Raw genomic sequence first — 17,221 nt, 5'->3', positions numbered from 1 at the left:
TCATGGGTTCCTACCGCAGACTCTGGTTCCTGCTGATCGCCGTGCTGGCGGTCACGTTCTCCCTGCTCGGCTACTACGGCGTCGAGGTGTACCGGCAGGCCCCGCCAATGCCGGCCAAGGTCGTCACGACCGAGGGCCGCACGCTCTTCACCGGTGAAGAGATCCTCGACGGCCAGACCGCCTGGCAGTCCGTGGGCGGCATGCAGCTTGGCTCCATCTGGGGCCACGGCGCCTACCAGGCGCCGGACTGGACCGCCGACTGGCTGCACCGCGAACTGACCGCGTGGCTGGAGCTGGCCGCGCAGGACGCCTACGGCCGGCCCTATGCGCAACTTGACGCGCCGGCGCAGGCCGCGCTGCGCGAGCAGCTGCGCACCGAGTACCGCGGCAATGCCGCCGATCCGGCCACCAAGGTACTGACTGTGTCGAAGCGCCGCGCGCAGGCCATTGCCAATACAGCCGCCTACTACGACAAGCTCTTCTCCGATGCGCCCGCGCTGCACACCACGCGCGAGCACTACGCGATGAAGGAGAACACGCTGCCCAGCGCCGAGCGTCGCGAACAACTCACGCACTTCTTCTTCTGGACCGCGTGGGCCGCATCGACCGCGCGCCCGGGGCACGAAGCCACCTACACCAACAACTGGCCGCATGAACCGCTGATCGGCAACCAGCCCACCAGCGAGAACGTGGTGTGGTCGGTGATCAGCGTGGTGGTGCTGCTGGCCGGGGTCGGCTTCCTGGTATGGGCGTGGGCCTTCCTGCGCGGCAAGGAAGATGCGCCGCCGCAGGCGCCGGCGCGCGATCCGCTGCTGTCCGTGGCGCTGACGCCGTCGCAGCGCGCGCTCGGCAAGTACCTGTTCCTGGTGGTGGCGCTGTTCGTGTTCCAGGTGTTGCTGGGCGGCTTTACCGCGCACTACACCGTCGAGGGCCAGAAGTTCTACGGCATCGACGTCTCGCAGTGGTTCCCGTACGCACTGGTGCGAACCTGGCATATCCAGAGCGCGCTGTTCTGGATCGCCACCGGCTTCCTGGCCGCGGGCCTGTTCCTCGCGCCGCTGATCAACGGCGGTAAGGACCCGAAGTACCAGCGCCTGGGCGTGGACATCCTGTTCTGGGCACTGGTGGTCGTGGTGGTGGGATCGTTCACCGGCAACTACCTGGCGATCGCGCAGAAGCTGCCGGCCCACCTGAACTTCTGGCTGGGCCACCAGGGCTATGAGTATGTCGACCTGGGCCGGCTGTGGCAGATCGGCAAGTTCGCCGGCATCCTGATCTGGCTGGTGTTGATGATGCGCGGCATCCTGCCGGCGCTGCGCGCGCGCGGCACCGACCGCAACCTGCTGGCGCTGCTGACCTCGTCGGTGGTGGCGATCGGCCTGTTCTACGGCGCGGGCCTGGCCTACGGCGAACGTACCAGCCTGACGGTGATGGAGTACTGGCGCTGGTGGGTGGTGCACCTGTGGGTGGAAGGCTTCTTCGAAGTCTTTGCCACCACCGCGCTGGCCTTCATCTTCTCCACGCTGGGCCTGGTGTCGCGCCCGATGGCAACGGCCGCCAGCCTGGCCTCGGCCTCGCTGTTCATGCTCGGAGGCATTCCCGGCACCTTCCATCACCTGTACTTTGCCGGCACCACGACGCCAGTGATGGCGGTGGGCGCCGCATTCAGCGCGCTGGAAGTGGTGCCGCTGATCGTGCTGGGCCATGAAGCCTGGGAGAACTGGAGCCTGAAGCAGCGCGCGCCGTGGATGGCAGACCTGAAGTGGCCGCTGATGTGCTTTGTCGCGGTGGCGTTCTGGAACATGCTGGGCGCCGGGGTGTTCGGCTTCATGATCAACCCGCCGATCGCGCTGTACTACATCCAGGGGCAGAACACCACGCCAGTGCACGCCCATGCCGCGCTGTTCGGGGTGTACGGGTTCCTGGCGCTGGGCTTCACGCTGCTGGTGCTGCGCTACGTGCGTCCGGCCTACCGGCTCAGCCCAACACTGATGAAGACCGCCTTCTGGGGGCTGAACATCGGCCTGGTGCTGATGATCGGCACCAGCCTGCTGCCGATCGGCATCATCCAGTTCCTGGCCAGCGTGGAGCATGGCACCTGGTATGCGCGCAGTGAGGAATTCATGCAGCAGCCCATCCTGCAGACCCTGCGCTGGGTGCGCACCTTCGGCGACGTGGTGTTTATCGTCGGCGCGGTGTCGTTTGCCTGGCAGGTGGTGCTGGGGCTGGCGAATCGGACGCCGCTGGCGGCGGATGCGGTGCCGGCGCGGATGAAGACGGCGGTGCGCTGACGGCCGGTTTAACGAGAAGCAATGCTTGGCCCGCCGGGGGTACGCGGCGGGCTGCTTTTTTTGCCAACACGTCTAACGCATGGTCTCCAGCAGCGCGATCCTCAGGAACTCCCGCAGCGCATGCGTGTGCTCGTCAGGTCCTGGATCGAGTCTCCAGATCAGGCCGACGTCCATGGATGGGACCCGGTCGGAAAGGCTGCGGCGCAGGATGCGCTGGCCCTCCAGTGACCACAGCCGGTAGACCAGATCGGACAGGATGGAGACGCCGCGTCCCGCCGCTACCAGGCTGCGGACGGCTTCGATCGAGCAGCTTTGCAGGCGGACGCTCGGCGTGAGCCCGTACTGCCTCCAGTACTTGATCACGGTGGCAATATGCTCGTCCATGTCGAGCAGTATGTAGTCGTGCCGCGCCACGTCCGTCAGGCTAATCTGCTCGAGCTGCATCAGAGGATGGTCAGGATGGCCCCAGAGTTGCCGCGGCGATCGAAGCAGGGTTTCGCAGCCGATGTGATGCATCTCCGGCAGGTTGGAAACCAGCAGCAATGCCAGGTCGAGCTTGCCGGCCTGGATATCGGCCTCGATATCGCCGCGAGGCCTTTCCAGGATTTCGAGTTCGAGTAGCGGAAACTTTTGTTCAAGCGCCGGCAGCAGCTTGGGCAGCACGTACGCCGTGATGGTTTCGGTGACACCGAGGCGGATGGCGCCTGTCACCGTGCTGGGGGTCACCGCCGCAGCGCTGACGGCATCCCGTACCGCAGCCTCGATCTGCTGGGCATGCCGCAGGAAGCGGATGCCGGCCGCGGTCAGCTTTACGCCGGCTGCGTGCCGGGAGAACAGCGGGGCGCCTACGACGTCTTCCAATCCCTTGAGTGAGGCGGTCATGGACGATTGCGAAACATTGCAGCGTTGCGCCGCTCTCGATACCTGGCCCGTCTCAGCAATCGCCACAAAGTGCTGTATCTGTTTCAAGGTTGGGAGCATCGATTTTTCCGATATTGCAATGTCAGAACTATGAATTAGCTATATCGCCCCATGCTAGCTAGCATCCAGCACAAATACAAGTTGCTGGAAGTGGCGATGAGCGAAGTCGAAAAGAAGGGGTTTTGCACGCTGTGTCGTTCCCGCTGCGGAACGATCAATGTCGTGAACGGAGACACCCTCGTTGCGGTCCGCCCGGATGGCGAACACCCCACGGGCAAGGCGATGTGCCTCAAGGGAAAGGCAGCGCCCGAACTCGTGCACAGCGCCGAGCGGCTGTTGCATCCGATGCGCAGGACGAACCCAAAAGACGCAGCGGATCCAGGGTGGGTGCGCATTTCATGGGAGGAGGCGCTCGATCAGATCGCGGCGCGCCTGATCGAGGCGCGCACCACGCTGGGTGCGGAGTCGGTTGCCTTCGCCGTGACCACACCCAGTGGCACGGCGCTGTCGGACAGCATCGACTGGATCGAGCGTTTCGTCCGCCTCTACGGCAGCCCCAACATCTGCTACGCCACCGAGATCTGCAACTGGCACAAGGACTTCGCGCATGCCTTTACCTTTGGCTGCGGGATGCCGACGGCGGATTACCGCAATGCCGAACTGATTCTTCTGTGGGGACACAATCCCGCCAACACGTGGCTGTCGCAGGCAGAGGCAATCGGCGCCGGACGGGCCGCCGGCGCCAGGCTGATCGTGGTCGACCCGCGGCAGACCGGACTGGCGGAAGAAGCCGATCAATGGCTGCGTGTGAAACCTGGCAGCGATGCCGCGCTGGCCATGGCATTGGCCAACCTGCTGATCGAGGCCAATGCCTTCGATATCGATTTCGTGCGGCAATGGACCAACGGTCCGCTGCTGGTACGCAAGGACAATGGCGCCTTCCTGCGCGGGCGCGACATCGGTATCGGGCAGACAGACGCCTTTGTCGTCTGGGACGCCCACCAGCGCATGGCCGTGCCGGCGGGCGGCCAGTGCCATGTTCCCGGCCGCATCGCGCTGCGCGGAACCTTTGAGGTGACCGTTGGCGATCGCCATGACCAGTCCATGCTGATGTGCCAGCCGGCGTTCGAGCTCTATGCGGCGGAATGCGCGCGCTATCCCGCCGATCGCGCGGCCCGGCTGACGTGGATTCCGGAGGGCGATATCCGCCATGCCGCGAGCATGATCGGCACGGCACGGCGCGTTGCCTATCACGCCTGGTCCGGCGTCGGGCAGCATGAGAACGCCACGCAGACCGAGCGTGCGATTGCCTGCCTCTACGCCCTGACGGGCAGCTTCGACCGGCGCGGTGGCAACCGCATTTACCAGAAGCCGCCGTTCAATGCGGTGAGCCGCCTGGACCTGCTGAGTCCGGAGCAGGGGCGCAAGGCCCTGGGATTGTCAGAACGCCCGCTGGGGCCGCCCGCGCAGGGCTGGATCACCGCGCGCGACCTGTATCGCGCCATTACCGACAAGAAGCCCTATGCGGTGACGACGCTGATCGCGTTCGGCACGAATCCGCTGCTCTCGCAGCCGGATGTGGCAATGGGGGAGCGGGCACTGCGCGCGCTGCCGTTCTACGTGCATTGCGATCTCTTTGAAAATCCGAGCGCGAAGTATGCGGACATCCTGCTGCCCGTGAGCACGCCATGGGAACGCGAGGGGCTGCGCATCGGCTTCGAGGTTTCTGCCGAGGCTGAGAAGTTGGTGCAGCTGCGTCAGCGCATGGTCCCGCCGCGCGGCGAGGCGCGTTCGGACAACGAGATTGTGTTTGCGCTGGCGGCGCGCATCGGGCTGCAGGAAGCATTCTTCGGCGCAAGCCTGGAAGCCGGCTGGGACTACATGCTCGCGCCGATGGGGCTGACCGTGGCAGCGCTACGCGCCAAGCCAGAAGGGGTTCGCATCCCGGTCGAGGACACCGAGATGAAATACCGCATGGGCAAATCCGCCAGGCCTTTCAATACGCCGACAGGCCTGGTCGAGCTGTACTCCGAAGGGCTGCTGGCGCATGGCTATTCGCCTTTGCCCGGCTACCAGGAACCTTCGATTGAACAGGGAGATGCCGCGCGATCTGCGTTCCCCTATTTGTTGACGTCGGCGAAGAATGGCTACTACTGCCATAGCCAGCAGCGCGGTGTCGCGTCTTTGCGGCGCAAGGCGATGCTGCCGCGGCTGGATATCTCCAGGGAAGCCGCCGCGGCACGGGACATCCGCAGCGGCGACCCCGTGCGCATCTCGACGCCGGGCGGCAGTGCATTGTTCACGGCACGCATCGATCCGGGCCTGCATCCCGCCGTGCTGGTGGGCGAGTACGGCTGGTGGCAACGCTGCGACGCGATGGGGCAAGCACCGCTCGCCGTGTGTGGCGCGGACAGTGTCAACTTCAACGGGTTGATCGACGCGCAGCGCCAGGATCCGGTCAGCGGCTCGTCGCCGTTGCGCGCCTATCGCTGCAGCATCGAGCGCGAAACCGCTTTCGATATCCGGCGCCGGCCGTGGGAGGACTTCCGCGTGTTCCGCGTGGTGGCGCTGTGCAAGGAAGCCGCCGATGTCACATCGGTGTACATGGCACCCACCGATGGCGGCCGCCTGCCCGACTTTCTGCCGGGCCAGCACGCGACCATCCGGTTGTTCATCGGCGGCGGGGGGCAGGAGGTGATCCGGTCCTACTCGCTGACCGGACCCGCGATCATGGCAGACCGCCAGTGCTATTCGATCTCGGTGCGACAGACAGTGGCGCGGCTCGCCAATGGTGAACTGGTGTCCGGCCGCGCCTCATCGTTCATCAACCAACAGCTCGCAGTCGGCGACGTTGTCGAACTGCGCGCGCCCGGCGGCACCTTTGTCATGCCGACCCGTACCGCGCGGCCCCTTGTGCTGCTTGCCGGCGGCATCGGCATCACGCCTTTCATCAACTTGCTGGAGTCATTGGCCGGCCAGGCGGAGCCGCCCAGGATCCTGCTGCTCTATGCGAACCAGAACGGTGCGACGCACGCCTTCAAGCGCAGGATTCGCGAACTGGAAGCGGCGATTCCCACGCTGTCGGTGATCAATTACTACGATGCGCCGGCTGACGGGGACATCGCGGGGCGCGACTTCCACGTGCATGGGCGCGTATCCGCCGACGCGGTCCCGCAAGCGCTGCTCGCCATGCGCCCGCTGATCTACATGTGCGGCCCGGTCCCGATGATGACTGCCTTCGCCGAGGGCATGGCCGCCAGAGGCGTGCCGCACTTCGATATCCACAAGGAGATCTTTCGCTCTCCGGCTGTCGCGAAGATCGAGCACGGACAGGCATTCCAGGTGCATTTCCGCAAGTCGGGGGTCGTCCACCAATGGCGTTCCGAGGACGGCGCTCTGCTCGGCTTTGCCGAGGCGCGTGGCGTGCGCTTGCCCAGCGGATGCCGCGTCGGGCAATGCGAAAGCTGTGCCGTCAGGATCGTTTCCGGGTCGGCGCACCACTTGCAAGGCGAGGTACCTGATGACCCCGGTATTTGTCTCGCGTGCCAGGCCGTACCGGCCAGTGACCTGGTGATCGATGCCTGACTCCCTTTCTACTTCTGACCCGATAACGCCATGCTGAATATCGATGCAGAGAGCGCCCGCGCGTCGCTCCCTTTTGACCGGCTTGTTGATGCACTCAAGGAAGCGTTTGCCTCTGGCTGCGAGGTGCCGCTGCGGCATAACCATACCGTCACCACCGCGCAGGGCCAGCAGGGGACGCTGCTGCTGATGCCGGCCTGGAGCCCGTCGCAGGGATACCTTGGCGTCAAGACCGTCTCGATCTATCCCGGCAACTCCGCGCGCTCGCTGCCGGGACTGTTCTCGACCTACATCCTCTACAGCGTGGAGACCGGCGAGCCACTGGCGCTGATCGACGGCAACGAGATCACGTCCCGGCGCACCGCGGCCGCGTCGGCGCTCGGCGCATCCTTCCTGAGCCGCAAGGACGCCAGATCCATGCTCTTGCTGGGCGCCGGTCGGGTGGCCAGCCTGGTGCCGTATGCCTGGCGCAGCGTTCGGCAGATCGAGCGGGTCGGGGTGTGGGACATCAACCCTGCTCAGGGCCGCCGGCTGGCCGAACAGCTTTGCAGCGATGGCTTCGACGCATACGTGGTGGACAGGCTCGAGACGGACACCTGCGCCGTGGACGTCATCAGCGCGGCGACGCTTTCGACCGAACCGCTGATCCGTCGCGAATACCTTCGTCCCGGCACCCATGTCGACCTGATCGGTGGCTTTACGCCAGCGATGCGTGAAACCGATGACGCTTGCTTTGCGGGCACCTCTGTATTTGTCGATACGGACGAGGCGGCAACCAAGGCCGGCGACCTGCTGTCCCCGCTCGGCAACGGCGTGATCGCCCGGGAAGATATCCGTAGCGACCTTGCCGGTCTCTGTCGGGCCCGGCACGCAGGAAGAGTTTCAGACGATGAGATTACGGTCTTCAAGGCTGTCGGTACCGCCCTGGAAGATCTTGCCGCCGCGGCGATGTGTTTCGAAGCCGTGGCAAATAACTAGAACGATCAAGGAAACTGCCAAGGAGTTCAGCATGAAAGAGACAACGAGGATGGCATTTGCCGATGCCGGCAAGCCGCAGCAAGGTGGCCTGGAGAGCCTGGCCGTACGGGTGACGAACTGGTCAGAGCGCTGGTTTCCGGATTCCTACATCTTTGCCGCGATCGCCGTCGTGGTGGTGGCGCTCGGCGCTATGCTGGTCGGGGCGTCGGCACCGGCCGTGGCGAAGGCATTCGGTGACGGCTTCTGGAGCCTGATCCCGTTCACGATGCAGATGGCGGTGGTGGCGATCGCCGGCTATGTGGTGGCGGTCTCGCCGCCAGCGTCGATGCTGATCGCGCGGCTGGCATCGCTGCCGCGTACGGCCCGCGGCGCAGTCGCGTTCGTGGCGCTGGTGAGCCTGCTGACGTCGCTGCTCAACTGGGCCATCAGCCTGATCTTCAGCGGCTTGCTGGTGCGCGCGATTGCCCGACGTGGGGGCTTGCGCGTGGATTATCGGGCCGCGAGCGCGGCGGCCTATCTGGGGATGGGCGCAACGTGGGCGCTAGGGCTCAGTTCCTCGGCCGCGCAGCTACAGGCAAATCCTGTCAGCCTGCCGAAGTCGCTGCTGGATATCACCGGGGTGATCCCGTTCGCTGAAACGATCTTCCTGTGGCAATCGATGGCGATGACCGTCGTGCTGATTGTCGCGTCACTGCTGATTGCATATTTTTCTGCGCCCACCGGGGAGCGGGCCCGCACCGCGGCCGATATGGGTGTAGACCTGAACGATGCCGACGACGGCGTCGCGTGGCCGTCGCGCCCTGGCGAGTGGCTGGAATACAGCCCGCTACTGACGCTGGCGCTGGTGGCGATGGGCGCAAGCTGGCTCTACCAGGAGTTTTCCGCAAAAGACCCGATCCTCGCCATCTCCAACCTGAACACCTACAACTTCCTGTTCTTGCTTCTCGGCATGTTGCTGAACTGGCGCCCGAAGCGCTTCCTGCGCGCCGTGGCCAGGTCGGTGCCGTCGACCTCAGGCGTGCTGATCCAGTTTCCGCTGTATGGCGGTATCGCCTTTATCCTCACCAAGGCGACCGGAGTCGACGGTGCGACGCTATCCCATCATCTCGCGTCGGCCTTTGTTACGATGGCGACCACCGAATCGTTCTCAGCGGTCATGGGCGTGTATTCGGCCGTGCTGGGGTTCTTCGTGCCGTCGGGCGGCGGCAAGTGGATCATCGAGGCTCCGTACGTGATGCAGGCCGCCAATGAACTGCAAGTCCACCTGGGATGGGCGGTACAGGTCTACAACGCGGCCGAGGCGCTGCCGAACCTGATCAATCCCTTCTGGATGCTGCCGCTGCTCGGCGTGCTGGGGATCCGGGCCAAGGATGTGGTCGGCTTCACCTTCACGCAGTTGCTGGTGCACACGCCGCTGGTGCTGCTGATGCTGTGGGCGTTCGCCACGACGCTGCCTTACCATCCACCGGTCATGCCTTGAGTCCCGGGAGGAACGTCGGCAGGGCGACTGAGGTGTCGCCCTGCGATCGAGGCTGGTTCACCCGTTCGCGGGCTGCTGCGGCGCCTCGGCCACGATCTCCCGGATCGCCTGTTCGAAAGCCTCCACCGGCTGCCCGCCGGTAACCAGGTAGCGGTTGTTGAAGATGATGGACGGCACTGACTGGATTCCCATGCGCTGGTACTCCTGGATTTCCGCGCGCACCGCATTGGCATAGTCATCGCTGTCCAGCACCTTGCGCGCCGCCGCGGCATCCAGGCCAACGCCCTGCGCGGCTTCGACCAGTACCTCGTGATTGCTCGGGTCTTTGCCGTCGGCATGGTAAGCGCGCAGCAGCGCCAGCTTCAGCGGCAGCTGCTTGCCTTCCAGGCCTGCCCAGTGCAGCAGCCGGTGGGCATCGAAGGTGTTGTAGACATGTGTGCGCTCGCCAAACGGAAAGCCCACGCCGGCGCCGCGCTCGCGGATCATGGCCTGGGTCTCTGCGATCTGCGCCGGGGTGCGCCCGTACTTCCTGCCTAGATAATCGACGATCGCCTCGCCCTCCGGGCGCATCCCCGGGTTGAGTTCAAACGGATGCACGACGATTTCGGCATCCACCGCATCGCCAAGGCGCTGCAGCGCCAACTGCAGTGAAGACAGGCCGATGGCGCACCAGGGGCAGGCAATGTCGGAGACGAAGTCGATCTTGATGGGTTGGGGCATGGCTACTCCTGGCGTGGGCAGGGGCGTGGCCCCGGCCCGGATCTGGAAATTGCCGACAGGGTAGCCTGACTGGCGAATCCTTGCAGGCGGGCGCCGCGGCCGTGGCCGGGCGCCCGCCCCATCAGTCCCATCAGTCCCATCAGTCCCATCAGTCCCATCAGTCCCATCAGTCCCATCAGTCCCATCAGTCCCATCAGTCCCGTCAGTCCCAGCGGCGCCCGTGGCCGTGGCCGTCATTGTCGCCATGACGATATGCCCATTCGCGCTCGCGCCAGTCGCGGCGGTTGTCTCGATAGCCTTCCCGGTAGTAGTCCCGGTGGTAGTCCCTGCGATAGCCGCGGTCATAGTCATAGCGTACCGGCACCGGTGCCACCACGACGGGGCGCGGTGCCACCACTACCGGGCTGGGCGCATAGGCAACCGGAGCCGGCGCATATACCGGCGCGGGAGCATAGACCGGGGCCGGACGATAGACCGGCGCCGGCTGGGCCACCACCACGCCCGGCACGCCGATGCCGATATCGATATTCACACCGGCGTGAGCCCCGGCGCTGGCCACCAGCATTGCACCACCTGCTACCGCCATTGCGATGATTCGTTTCATGGTTGCCTCCCAAGGGGCGTTGGACATGGGCTCACTGTAGGGGGCGGGCTTGTAATATGGGGCGCGCGAAGTGTTGCAAGTGTGACGTGGTGTAACCCTGCTGCAGGGCTGGGACGTCTTGGCTACGCCTGTATCATGCAACCCCGTTGCCGAAGCTCTTTCCTTCCTTAGCTGCTCCATGCCCCGTACCGCCCTTGTCCTGCTGGCCCTGACCGCCTTCACCGCCATCCCCACCGCAGCCACTGCCGCCGCCGATATCCAGGCCGGCAAGGCGCTGTTCACCACGCGCTGCGCCTCGTGCCACCACGTCGGCCGCAACGCGCGCGCAGGCTTTGGCCCGCAGCTGAACGGCATCTTCGGCCGTGCCGCGGGCGGCACCAGTGATTTCCAGTATTCGGAGGCAATGCGCGCTTCAAAGGTGGTGTGGTCGCATGACACGCTGCGTGCCTTCATCCATTCGCCCGGCAAGGTCGTGCCTGGCACGAAGATGCGCTTCTGGGGTCTCAGTGATGACAAGCAGATCAGCGATCTGCTGGCTTACCTGCAGACATTCCAGTAGGCGGGAAATGCGGCCCCGGCCCTTCCCCGGCCAGCGCGTCATGCGGATTGCGCAACGGACACGCCTTCAACGACAGACACCCACACCCGATACACCCATCTAGCTGGTCACGCAATTGCGTGAGCGTGCGAATGCGTTCATCCAGGTCATCGCGCCAGCTGGCCGACAGCCGGCGCCAGTCGGCCACAGTGGGCGCACGCCCGTCCGGCAGCTTCTGCATGGCATCGGCGATCACCGCCAGCGGCAGCCCCATGCGCTGCGCCACGCGGATCACGGCCAGCCGCCGCAGCACGGCGCGCGCATAGCGGCGCTGGTTGCCCCCGCTGCGGGTGCTGGCGATCAAGCCGCGCGATTCATAGAAATGCAGGGCGGACACGGCGATGCCCGTGCGCGCGGCGACTTCGCCGACGGAGAGCAGTTCTTCTGAGGGCGCGGTACGGCGCCGGCGCGGTGAAGGGGGCTTGTTCGCGGAGGCCATCGGCAGTGGAAGACACCAGTGGAACGGAGGAATGTCCATGCTACCACCAAGGCCGCGCTTGACCTCAAGCTAAGTTGAGGTTTGATACTTGCGACTCCACTGTTCGCCACGCCTCAAATACAGAGCTGATGATCATGTTCCCCTTCTCGCCCTCATCCTTGCGTTCACCCTCGATGCCCGCGCTGCCTTCCATGCCCACCATGCCGGTCGCCCGCCCCAATCCCTCGCTGAGCCTCATCAATCCCGAGGGGCTGTACGACCCGCGGCCCAACGGCTATTCGCATGTGGCCATGGTGGAAGGCCCGGCCCGCATCGTCTATATCGCGGGGCAGGGCGGTGAGGACGCGGCCGGTTGCCTGCCGCTCGATTTTCCGCGCCAGGTGGCGCGCGCCATGCAGAACCTGCGCATCGCGCTGCAAGCGGCAGGTGCCGACGTGGGCGATGTGGCTAAGCTCACGGTGCTGGTGGTCGACCACTCGCACGACCGCCTGCGCACCTTCGGCGCGGCGCTGCGCGAGATGTGGGGCGACAAGCCAACGCCGGCCTGCACGCTGATTCCGGTGCCGCGGCTGGCGCTGGACAATATGCTGTTCGAGATCGAAGCGACGGCGGTGCTGCCGGGCTGAACGCAACTCAACGACTGCGTGATTGCCGAAGTGGCGCGCGTGGTCGGGCGCGGGCGGATGAAGGCAATGTTCTTCGGGCCGATGTCAAAGGCAGGATTGCCTGCAGCCGCAAAGTAGGCCTGTGCTGCGGCGCTTTGCCGCAGCGGATGTCCTATCTTCAGCGCGGTGCGGCGCTGAAAGTCTTGTTGACGATCTTCCAGACGCCGTCGATCTCCAGCAGCGTCATATAGTCGGTGAAGGTCACGCCCGGGTATTCCAGCACCACCTTGGCGACGCCGGCATTGCCCACCACATCGAACTGCGTGATAAGGCGCTTGCGCTGCGCCTCGTCCGCCGCGGGATGGCCGGGGCAGCGCGCCGAGGTGAACTCCTCAACCGTCAGCGAATGCAGCTTGCCGTCACGGAACGAGACGATGCGCGCGTCGGCGGCAAACGCCTTGTACATGAATTCGGCCTTGCCGGTGATATGGCCCTGCAGGTAGTCCTCGATCGGCGCGAGCGCGGCCACGTGGCGGGAAGTCAGGCCCGTTTCTGAATACGTCATGGTCTCCTCCAAAACTGGGGCGGCACCGGGTTATCCACCCCATGCCGCGGCGTTGAAAGCGTTGATTGTATTCCAGGTTTGTATGCAAAAGTACGGGGCGCTGTCGGCTAGACCAATGTGGCGATGAGTTCACGCAGCCAGCGGTGTGCCGGATCGCGATGCACGCGCTCTGGCCACAACATCGACATCTCATAGCCCGGCACTTCGACTGGCGGTTCCACCACCTTTACTGCCGGCACGCCGCGCACCAACCGCTCGGGCAGCATCGCCACCAGATCGGTGCTGGCGACGGCCGACGTGACAAACAGGAAGTGGGGCACGGACAGCACGACACGCCGCTGCATGCCGGCCAGCGCCAGCGCCTCGTCGGTGACGCCGTAAAAGCCGCCGCCGTCCGGCGACACGATCACGTGGTCGAGCGCGCAGAACTGCGCAAGCGTGGGCCGCCGCTTCAGCCGCGGATGACCGGCGCGACCCACCAGCACATAGCGCTCGGTGAACAGGGCGCGCCGGTGCAGGCCCGGCGGCGAGCCATCGGTGGTGTGGAGGGCCAGGTCCAGTTCGGCACGCTCGGCCTGCCGGGCGATGCGCGGCGGCACCATCTCCACTACGGCCAGGCGCGCGCCGGGAGCCGCCATGCGCAGCGCCTGCAGCGCCGGCAGCACGATGGTCGATTCGCCGTAGTCGGTCGCGGCCACGCGCCAGGTGTGGGTCGAGGCAGCGGGATCGAACGGACTATCGGACGAGACCGCGTGCTCCAGCGCGCCCAGCGCTTCACGCAACGGTTCGCGCAGCGATTCGGCCTTGGCGGTGGGGCGCATGCCGCGCGGGCCCGGCAACAGCAACGGGTCGCCGAAGTAATCACGCAGCCTGGACAGGTGGACGCTGACCGAAGGCTGTGACAGGTGCAGCCGCTGCGCCGCGCGGGTCACGTTGTGCTCGGACAGCAGCACATCCAGCGTCACCAGCAGGTTCAGGTCCAGCCGCCTGAGATTAGTCATGACAATACCAGGGATATTGGATATTCATTTCTAATATAGCGGACGACGGCCTATGCTGGCTTCACTCAATCATTGGAAGCCGCTGTCATGAACGTATTGCTTGTCTATGCCCATCCGGAACCGAGGTCGCTCAACGGGGCGATCCGCGACTTTGCCGTGCAGCGCTTGCGCGATGCCGGGCACCAGGTCCAGGTCTCGGACTTGTATGCGATGCAATGGAAGGCGCAGATCGACGGCGCCGACACCAAGGCGCAGCCGGGCGATGCGCCCTTCCACCCGTCACTGGATTCCAAACATGCCTTCGAGAACGGGCTGCAGAGCGATGACATTGCGCATGAGCAGGAAAAGCTGCGCTGGGCCGACACGGTCATCCTGCAGTTCCCGCTGTGGTGGTTCTCGATGCCGGCCATCCTGAAGGGCTGGGTCGAGCGCGTCTATGCCTATGGTTTTGCCTACGGCGTAGGTGAACACTCCGACGAGCGTTGGGGCGACCGCTATGGCGAAGGCAGTCTCGCTGGCAAGCGTGCCATGCTGGTCGTCACCACCGGCGGCTGGGAATCCCACTACAGCGCGCGAGGCATCAATGGCCCGATCGACGACATCCTGTTCCCGATCCACCACGGCATCCTGTACTACCCCGGGTTTGACGTGCTGCCGCCGTATCTGGTTTATCGGACCAGCAAGGTCGATGAGGCGCGCTTCGCGGAGATTCGCGAGGAACTGGGCCAGCGGCTGGATACCCTCAGGACTACCCCACCGATCCCGTTCCGGCGGCAGAACGCGGGGGACTACCGGATTCCGCAGCTGACGCTGCGCGAGGAGGTGGCGCCGGGAACGGTGGGGTTCGCGGCGCATGTGGAGTAAGGGCGGCAACCGATGGCCGCCCCGGTGGACTTAGTCCGCCCGAATATCCGCCCGCGCCGCCACCGCCCGCATCTCCGGCAATTCCTTCTCCACCCGCGCCTTCACTGCTGCGCCATTACCATAAGCCGGCGTCAGCGCCAGTTCGACCATGCGCGCCTTGGTAGCCGGCGCGTTGGCGACGTCGGCCAGGGCCTTCTCCAGCTTCTGCTGCACCGGCGCGGGCAGGCCCGCGGGTGCCAGCAGCGCGAACCACGTGCCCATCTGGAAGCCGGGGTAGCCACTCTCCGCGACGGTAGGCACCTGCGGCAACGCTGGCAGTCGCTGCGGCGACAACACCGCCACCGGCCGGATCTTGCCGCCCTTGATCAGCGGCAGGGTGGCCACCACGGTATCGACCGCGACCGGCACCTGGCCGCCGGCCAGCGCGGTCAGGCTGGGGGCGCTGCCGTTGAAGGGCACGTGGACCATGCGGATGCCGGTGGCGGACTTGAGCATCTCCGCACCGAAATGCACCGAAGACCCCGCGCCGAACGAGCCATAGGAGAACTTGTCCGGGTGGGCTTTGGCCTGCGTCACCAGATCCTTGAGCGAGGTGATCTGCGTGTCCGGGTTGGCCACCAGTACCAGGCTCATGTCGGCGACCAGGCCCAGCGGGGTGAAGCTCTTGATGGGGTCGTAGCCCAGGTGTTGGCGGATGGCCGGGTTCAGTGTCAGCGTGGTGCTGGCCGCCAGCAGCAGCGTGTAGCCGTCGGGCGCGGCCTTGGATACCTGGGTGGCGCCGATCACGGTGCTGGCGCCGGGCTTGTTCTCGACCACCACTGACTGGCCGAGTTTTTCGCCAAGGCCGACCGCCAGCAGGCGGCCCAGCACGTCAGTGGCGCCGCCCGCGGCGAAGGGCACCACCAGCCGGATCGGGCGGTCCGGCCAGGATTGGGCCTGCGCGGCGGCGGGCGTTGTGGACAGCACCGCGGTCAGGGCGGCGGCGCAGGCGAGAAACAGCTTCGGGGGCATTGCGGTCATCGTTGGCACTCCTGCCGGCAGTTGTAGGAATAGAAGGCAATCGGAAGCAATACGAAGCGGGGCCAGGACTAGCCGAAGGCTCAATCGAGCCAGGGGCTGCGCACGCGCGAGAAGCCGCCGGCCTGGTCATAGGCATGGCCGAGCTGCAGCACGGCGGCGTCGGCCTGCGCCGGGCCGATGATCTGGATGCCGGCCGGCAGGCCCTGGGGGCTGAAGCCGGCTGGTGCGGCCAGGGCCGGCAGTCCGGCCATGGTGGCCGGCACCACCACCTGCATCCAGCGGTGGTAGGTGTCCATGTCGCGGCCGTCGATGACATGCGGCCAGTCCCAGTCGGCATTGAACGGGAACACCTGCGCGGCCGGCAGCACAAGGTAGTCGAAGCGCTCGAACAGCGCGAGCAGTGCCTGGTACCACGCGCTGCGCTCGCACAGGGCCTGGTACACGCGCGTGCCCGGCAGGGCCAGGCCTCGCTCGATCTCCCATGCGGCCTCGGGCTTGAGCAGCGCGCGCCTGGCCGGGTCGTGGTACAGCGCCGCGCTGGCGCCAGCCACCGAGAAGCTGCGCAGGTCGATCCACGCGCGCCACAGGCGCTCCAGGTCGAATTCGGGCAGCGCGGCGTCCACGGTGCAGCCGAGCGTGCGCAGGTGCGCGAGCGCCTGCTCGCAGGTATCGAGCACGCCGGCTTCGGTCGGCAGGTGGCCGCCCAGGTTGCCCAGCCAGCCGATGCGCACGCCGGCCCAGTCGCGTTCGGGCGGCAGCTTGAAGGTGCCGGGTGCTTCGGCGCGGTGCGTCAGCGGCAGGCGCGCGTCGAAGCCGGCCTGCACCGACAGCAGCAGGGCCAGGTCCGGCACGTTGCGCGCCATCGGGCCGGCCACGCTGAACTGCTGGAAGAAGACCTCGTCGCCCGGGCCGTGCGGCACGCAGCCGACCGAGGTACGCAGGCCATACACGTGGTTGAACGCCGCGGGCGTGCGCAGCGACCCCATCATGTCCGAGCCATCCGCCACCGGCAGCATGTGCAGCGCCACCGCCACCGCGGCGCCGCCGCTGCTGCCGCCGGCGGAGCGTGCCGGGTCGAAGGCGTTGCGAGTGGTGCCGTAAACCGGGTTGTAGGTATGGCCGCCCAGGCCGAACTCCGGCGAGTTGGTGCGCCCGACAAAGACCGCGCCGCCGGCGCGCATGCGCTCGAAGATCACGGCGTCGGCCTCGCTGACCTGCCCGGCGAAGATCGGCGAGCCCTTGGTGGTGACCATGCCCGCGGCCGGGCTGATGTCCTTGGGCGCCTGCGGGAAGCCATGCAGCGGGCCGCGGCTGGTGCCGCGTGCCAGTTCGGCGTCGAGCCCGGCGGCCTGCGCGCGCAGGGTGTCGCGCTCCATCGGCGCCACGATGGCATTGACGCGCGGGTTGTGGCGGTCGATCTGGCCAAGGAAGGCATCGAGCACTTCCACGCACGAGACCTCGCGTCCATGGATGGCGCGCGACAGGGCGACGGCATCGAGTTCGGTGATGGGATCAGGGGTCTGGGTGGGCGCCATGGCTCGGGTGTCTCCTGT

General features: G+C 66.1%; 15 protein-coding genes. 7 read left to right on the top strand and 8 right to left on the bottom strand.

Features of this window, described 5'->3' with window-relative positions; genetic code table 11:
- The first annotated feature begins 2 nt into the window (after positions 1-2).
- A complete protein-coding gene (locus CNE_RS29235; protein ID WP_013953910.1) occupies positions 3-2,291 on the top strand; it encodes a nitric-oxide reductase large subunit in 2,289 nt (762 codons plus the stop codon).
- Positions 2,292-2,363: 72 nt separating this feature from the next.
- On the opposite strand, the gene CNE_RS29230 is transcribed toward CNE_RS29235, so the two are convergent.
- A complete protein-coding gene (locus CNE_RS29230; protein WP_013953909.1) occupies positions 2,364-3,272 on the bottom strand; it encodes a LysR family transcriptional regulator in 909 nt (302 codons plus the stop codon).
- Between the two features lie 51 nt (positions 3,273-3,323).
- Between CNE_RS29230 and CNE_RS29225 the strand changes: the two genes are divergently transcribed.
- From CNE_RS29225 to CNE_RS29215, 3 genes are read left to right on the top strand one after another with little or no spacing between them, the layout of a single operon-like run.
- On the top strand, positions 3,324-6,797 hold the full coding sequence (locus CNE_RS29225) for a molybdopterin-dependent oxidoreductase (RefSeq protein ID WP_013953908.1): 3,474 nt from the start codon (positions 3,324-3,326) through the stop codon (positions 6,795-6,797).
- Between the two features lie 30 nt (positions 6,798-6,827).
- Positions 6,828-7,772, top strand: coding sequence for a bifunctional Delta(1)-pyrroline-2-carboxylate/Delta(1)-piperideine-2-carboxylate reductase (lhpI, locus tag CNE_RS29220; RefSeq protein WP_013953907.1), 945 nt, complete (start codon positions 6,828-6,830; stop codon positions 7,770-7,772).
- 31 nt (positions 7,773-7,803) lie between these two features.
- Positions 7,804-9,252, top strand: a complete 1,449-nt coding sequence (locus CNE_RS29215; RefSeq protein ID WP_013953906.1) for a short-chain fatty acid transporter — start codon at positions 7,804-7,806, stop codon at positions 9,250-9,252.
- Between the two features lie 57 nt (positions 9,253-9,309).
- On the opposite strand, the gene CNE_RS29210 is transcribed toward CNE_RS29215, so the two are convergent.
- Positions 9,310-9,972: a DsbA family oxidoreductase gene (locus CNE_RS29210; RefSeq protein ID WP_013953905.1), complete on the bottom strand. Its 663-nt coding sequence runs from the start codon at positions 9,970-9,972 to the stop codon at positions 9,310-9,312.
- Between the two features lie 202 nt (positions 9,973-10,174).
- A complete protein-coding gene (locus CNE_RS29205) occupies positions 10,175-10,576 on the bottom strand; it encodes a hypothetical protein (protein WP_041228726.1) in 402 nt (133 codons plus the stop codon).
- Positions 10,577-10,754: 178 nt separating this feature from the next.
- Between CNE_RS29205 and CNE_RS29200 the strand changes: the two genes are divergently transcribed.
- Complete coding sequence (locus tag CNE_RS29200) at positions 10,755-11,135, top strand: c-type cytochrome (protein ID WP_013953903.1); 381 nt, start codon at positions 10,755-10,757, stop codon at positions 11,133-11,135.
- On the opposite strand, the gene soxR is transcribed toward CNE_RS29200, so the two are convergent.
- Positions 11,098-11,613, bottom strand: coding sequence for a redox-sensitive transcriptional activator SoxR (soxR, locus tag CNE_RS29195; protein ID WP_049800654.1), 516 nt, complete (start codon positions 11,611-11,613; stop codon positions 11,098-11,100). The two genes, CNE_RS29200 and soxR, sit on opposite strands and share 38 nt — an antisense overlap.
- Positions 11,614-11,813: 200 nt before the next feature.
- Between soxR and CNE_RS29190 the strand changes: the two genes are divergently transcribed.
- Positions 11,814-12,239, top strand: coding sequence for a RidA family protein (locus CNE_RS29190; RefSeq protein WP_018315435.1), 426 nt, complete (start codon positions 11,814-11,816; stop codon positions 12,237-12,239).
- Positions 12,240-12,396: 157 nt separating this feature from the next.
- Here the strand turns inward: CNE_RS29190 and CNE_RS29185 are convergent, their stop codons facing one another.
- Together CNE_RS29185 and CNE_RS29180 are read right to left on the bottom strand one after the other, a co-directional pair.
- On the bottom strand, positions 12,397-12,783 hold the full coding sequence (locus CNE_RS29185) for a nuclear transport factor 2 family protein (protein ID WP_013953899.1): 387 nt from the start codon (positions 12,781-12,783) through the stop codon (positions 12,397-12,399).
- A gap of 107 nt (positions 12,784-12,890) precedes the next feature.
- On the bottom strand, positions 12,891-13,784 hold the full coding sequence (locus CNE_RS29180; protein ID WP_013953898.1) for a LysR family transcriptional regulator: 894 nt from the start codon (positions 13,782-13,784) through the stop codon (positions 12,891-12,893).
- Positions 13,785-13,871: 87 nt separating this feature from the next.
- Between CNE_RS29180 and CNE_RS29175 the strand changes: the two genes are divergently transcribed.
- Positions 13,872-14,648, top strand: coding sequence for an NAD(P)H-dependent oxidoreductase (locus CNE_RS29175; RefSeq protein WP_013953897.1), 777 nt, complete (start codon positions 13,872-13,874; stop codon positions 14,646-14,648).
- A gap of 30 nt (positions 14,649-14,678) precedes the next feature.
- On the opposite strand, the gene CNE_RS29170 is transcribed toward CNE_RS29175, so the two are convergent.
- Positions 14,679-15,668 (bottom strand): Bug family tripartite tricarboxylate transporter substrate binding protein, encoded by a 990-nt coding sequence (locus CNE_RS29170; protein WP_013953896.1) that lies wholly within the window; start codon positions 15,666-15,668, stop codon positions 14,679-14,681.
- An 80-nt stretch (positions 15,669-15,748) separates the two neighbouring features.
- Positions 15,749-17,203, bottom strand: a complete 1,455-nt coding sequence (locus CNE_RS29165; protein WP_013953895.1) for an amidase — start codon at positions 17,201-17,203, stop codon at positions 15,749-15,751.
- Between the last annotated feature and the right edge of the window lie 18 nt (positions 17,204-17,221).

This window comes from Cupriavidus necator N-1, from assembly GCF_000219215.1.
Classification (GTDB): domain Bacteria; phylum Pseudomonadota; class Gammaproteobacteria; order Burkholderiales; family Burkholderiaceae; genus Cupriavidus; species Cupriavidus necator.
This window is presented reverse-complemented; position numbering and strand designations above follow the sequence as displayed.

Excerpts from the sequence above, each read along its gene's own strand:
- CNE_RS29175 (WP_013953897.1), top strand. The coding sequence starts at position 13,872 with ATGAACGTATTGCTTGTCTATGCCCATCCGGAACCGAGGTCGCTCAAC.
- CNE_RS29170 (WP_013953896.1), bottom strand. The coding sequence starts at position 15,668 with ATGACCGCAATGCCCCCGAAGCTGTTTCTCGCCTGCGCCGCCGCCCTG.
- CNE_RS29215 (WP_013953906.1), top strand. The coding sequence starts at position 7,804 with ATGAAAGAGACAACGAGGATGGCATTTGCCGATGCCGGCAAGCCGCAG.
- CNE_RS29230 (WP_013953909.1), bottom strand. The coding sequence starts at position 3,272 with ATGCTCCCAACCTTGAAACAGATACAGCACTTTGTGGCGATTGCTGAG.
- soxR (WP_049800654.1), bottom strand. The coding sequence starts at position 11,613 with ATGGCCTCCGCGAACAAGCCCCCTTCACCGCGCCGGCGCCGTACCGCG.
- CNE_RS29225 (WP_013953908.1), top strand. The coding sequence starts at position 3,324 with ATGCTAGCTAGCATCCAGCACAAATACAAGTTGCTGGAAGTGGCGATG.
- lhpI (WP_013953907.1), top strand. The coding sequence starts at position 6,828 with ATGCTGAATATCGATGCAGAGAGCGCCCGCGCGTCGCTCCCTTTTGAC.
- CNE_RS29190 (WP_018315435.1), top strand. The coding sequence starts at position 11,814 with ATGCCGGTCGCCCGCCCCAATCCCTCGCTGAGCCTCATCAATCCCGAG.
- CNE_RS29185 (WP_013953899.1), bottom strand. The coding sequence starts at position 12,783 with ATGACGTATTCAGAAACGGGCCTGACTTCCCGCCACGTGGCCGCGCTC.
- CNE_RS29235 (WP_013953910.1), top strand. The coding sequence starts at position 3 with ATGGGTTCCTACCGCAGACTCTGGTTCCTGCTGATCGCCGTGCTGGCG.
- CNE_RS29200 (WP_013953903.1), top strand. The coding sequence starts at position 10,755 with ATGCCCCGTACCGCCCTTGTCCTGCTGGCCCTGACCGCCTTCACCGCC.
- CNE_RS29210 (WP_013953905.1), bottom strand. The coding sequence starts at position 9,972 with ATGCCCCAACCCATCAAGATCGACTTCGTCTCCGACATTGCCTGCCCC.
- CNE_RS29205 (WP_041228726.1), bottom strand. The coding sequence starts at position 10,576 with ATGAAACGAATCATCGCAATGGCGGTAGCAGGTGGTGCAATGCTGGTG.
- CNE_RS29165 (WP_013953895.1), bottom strand. The coding sequence starts at position 17,203 with ATGGCGCCCACCCAGACCCCTGATCCCATCACCGAACTCGATGCCGTC.
- CNE_RS29180 (WP_013953898.1), bottom strand. The coding sequence starts at position 13,784 with ATGACTAATCTCAGGCGGCTGGACCTGAACCTGCTGGTGACGCTGGAT.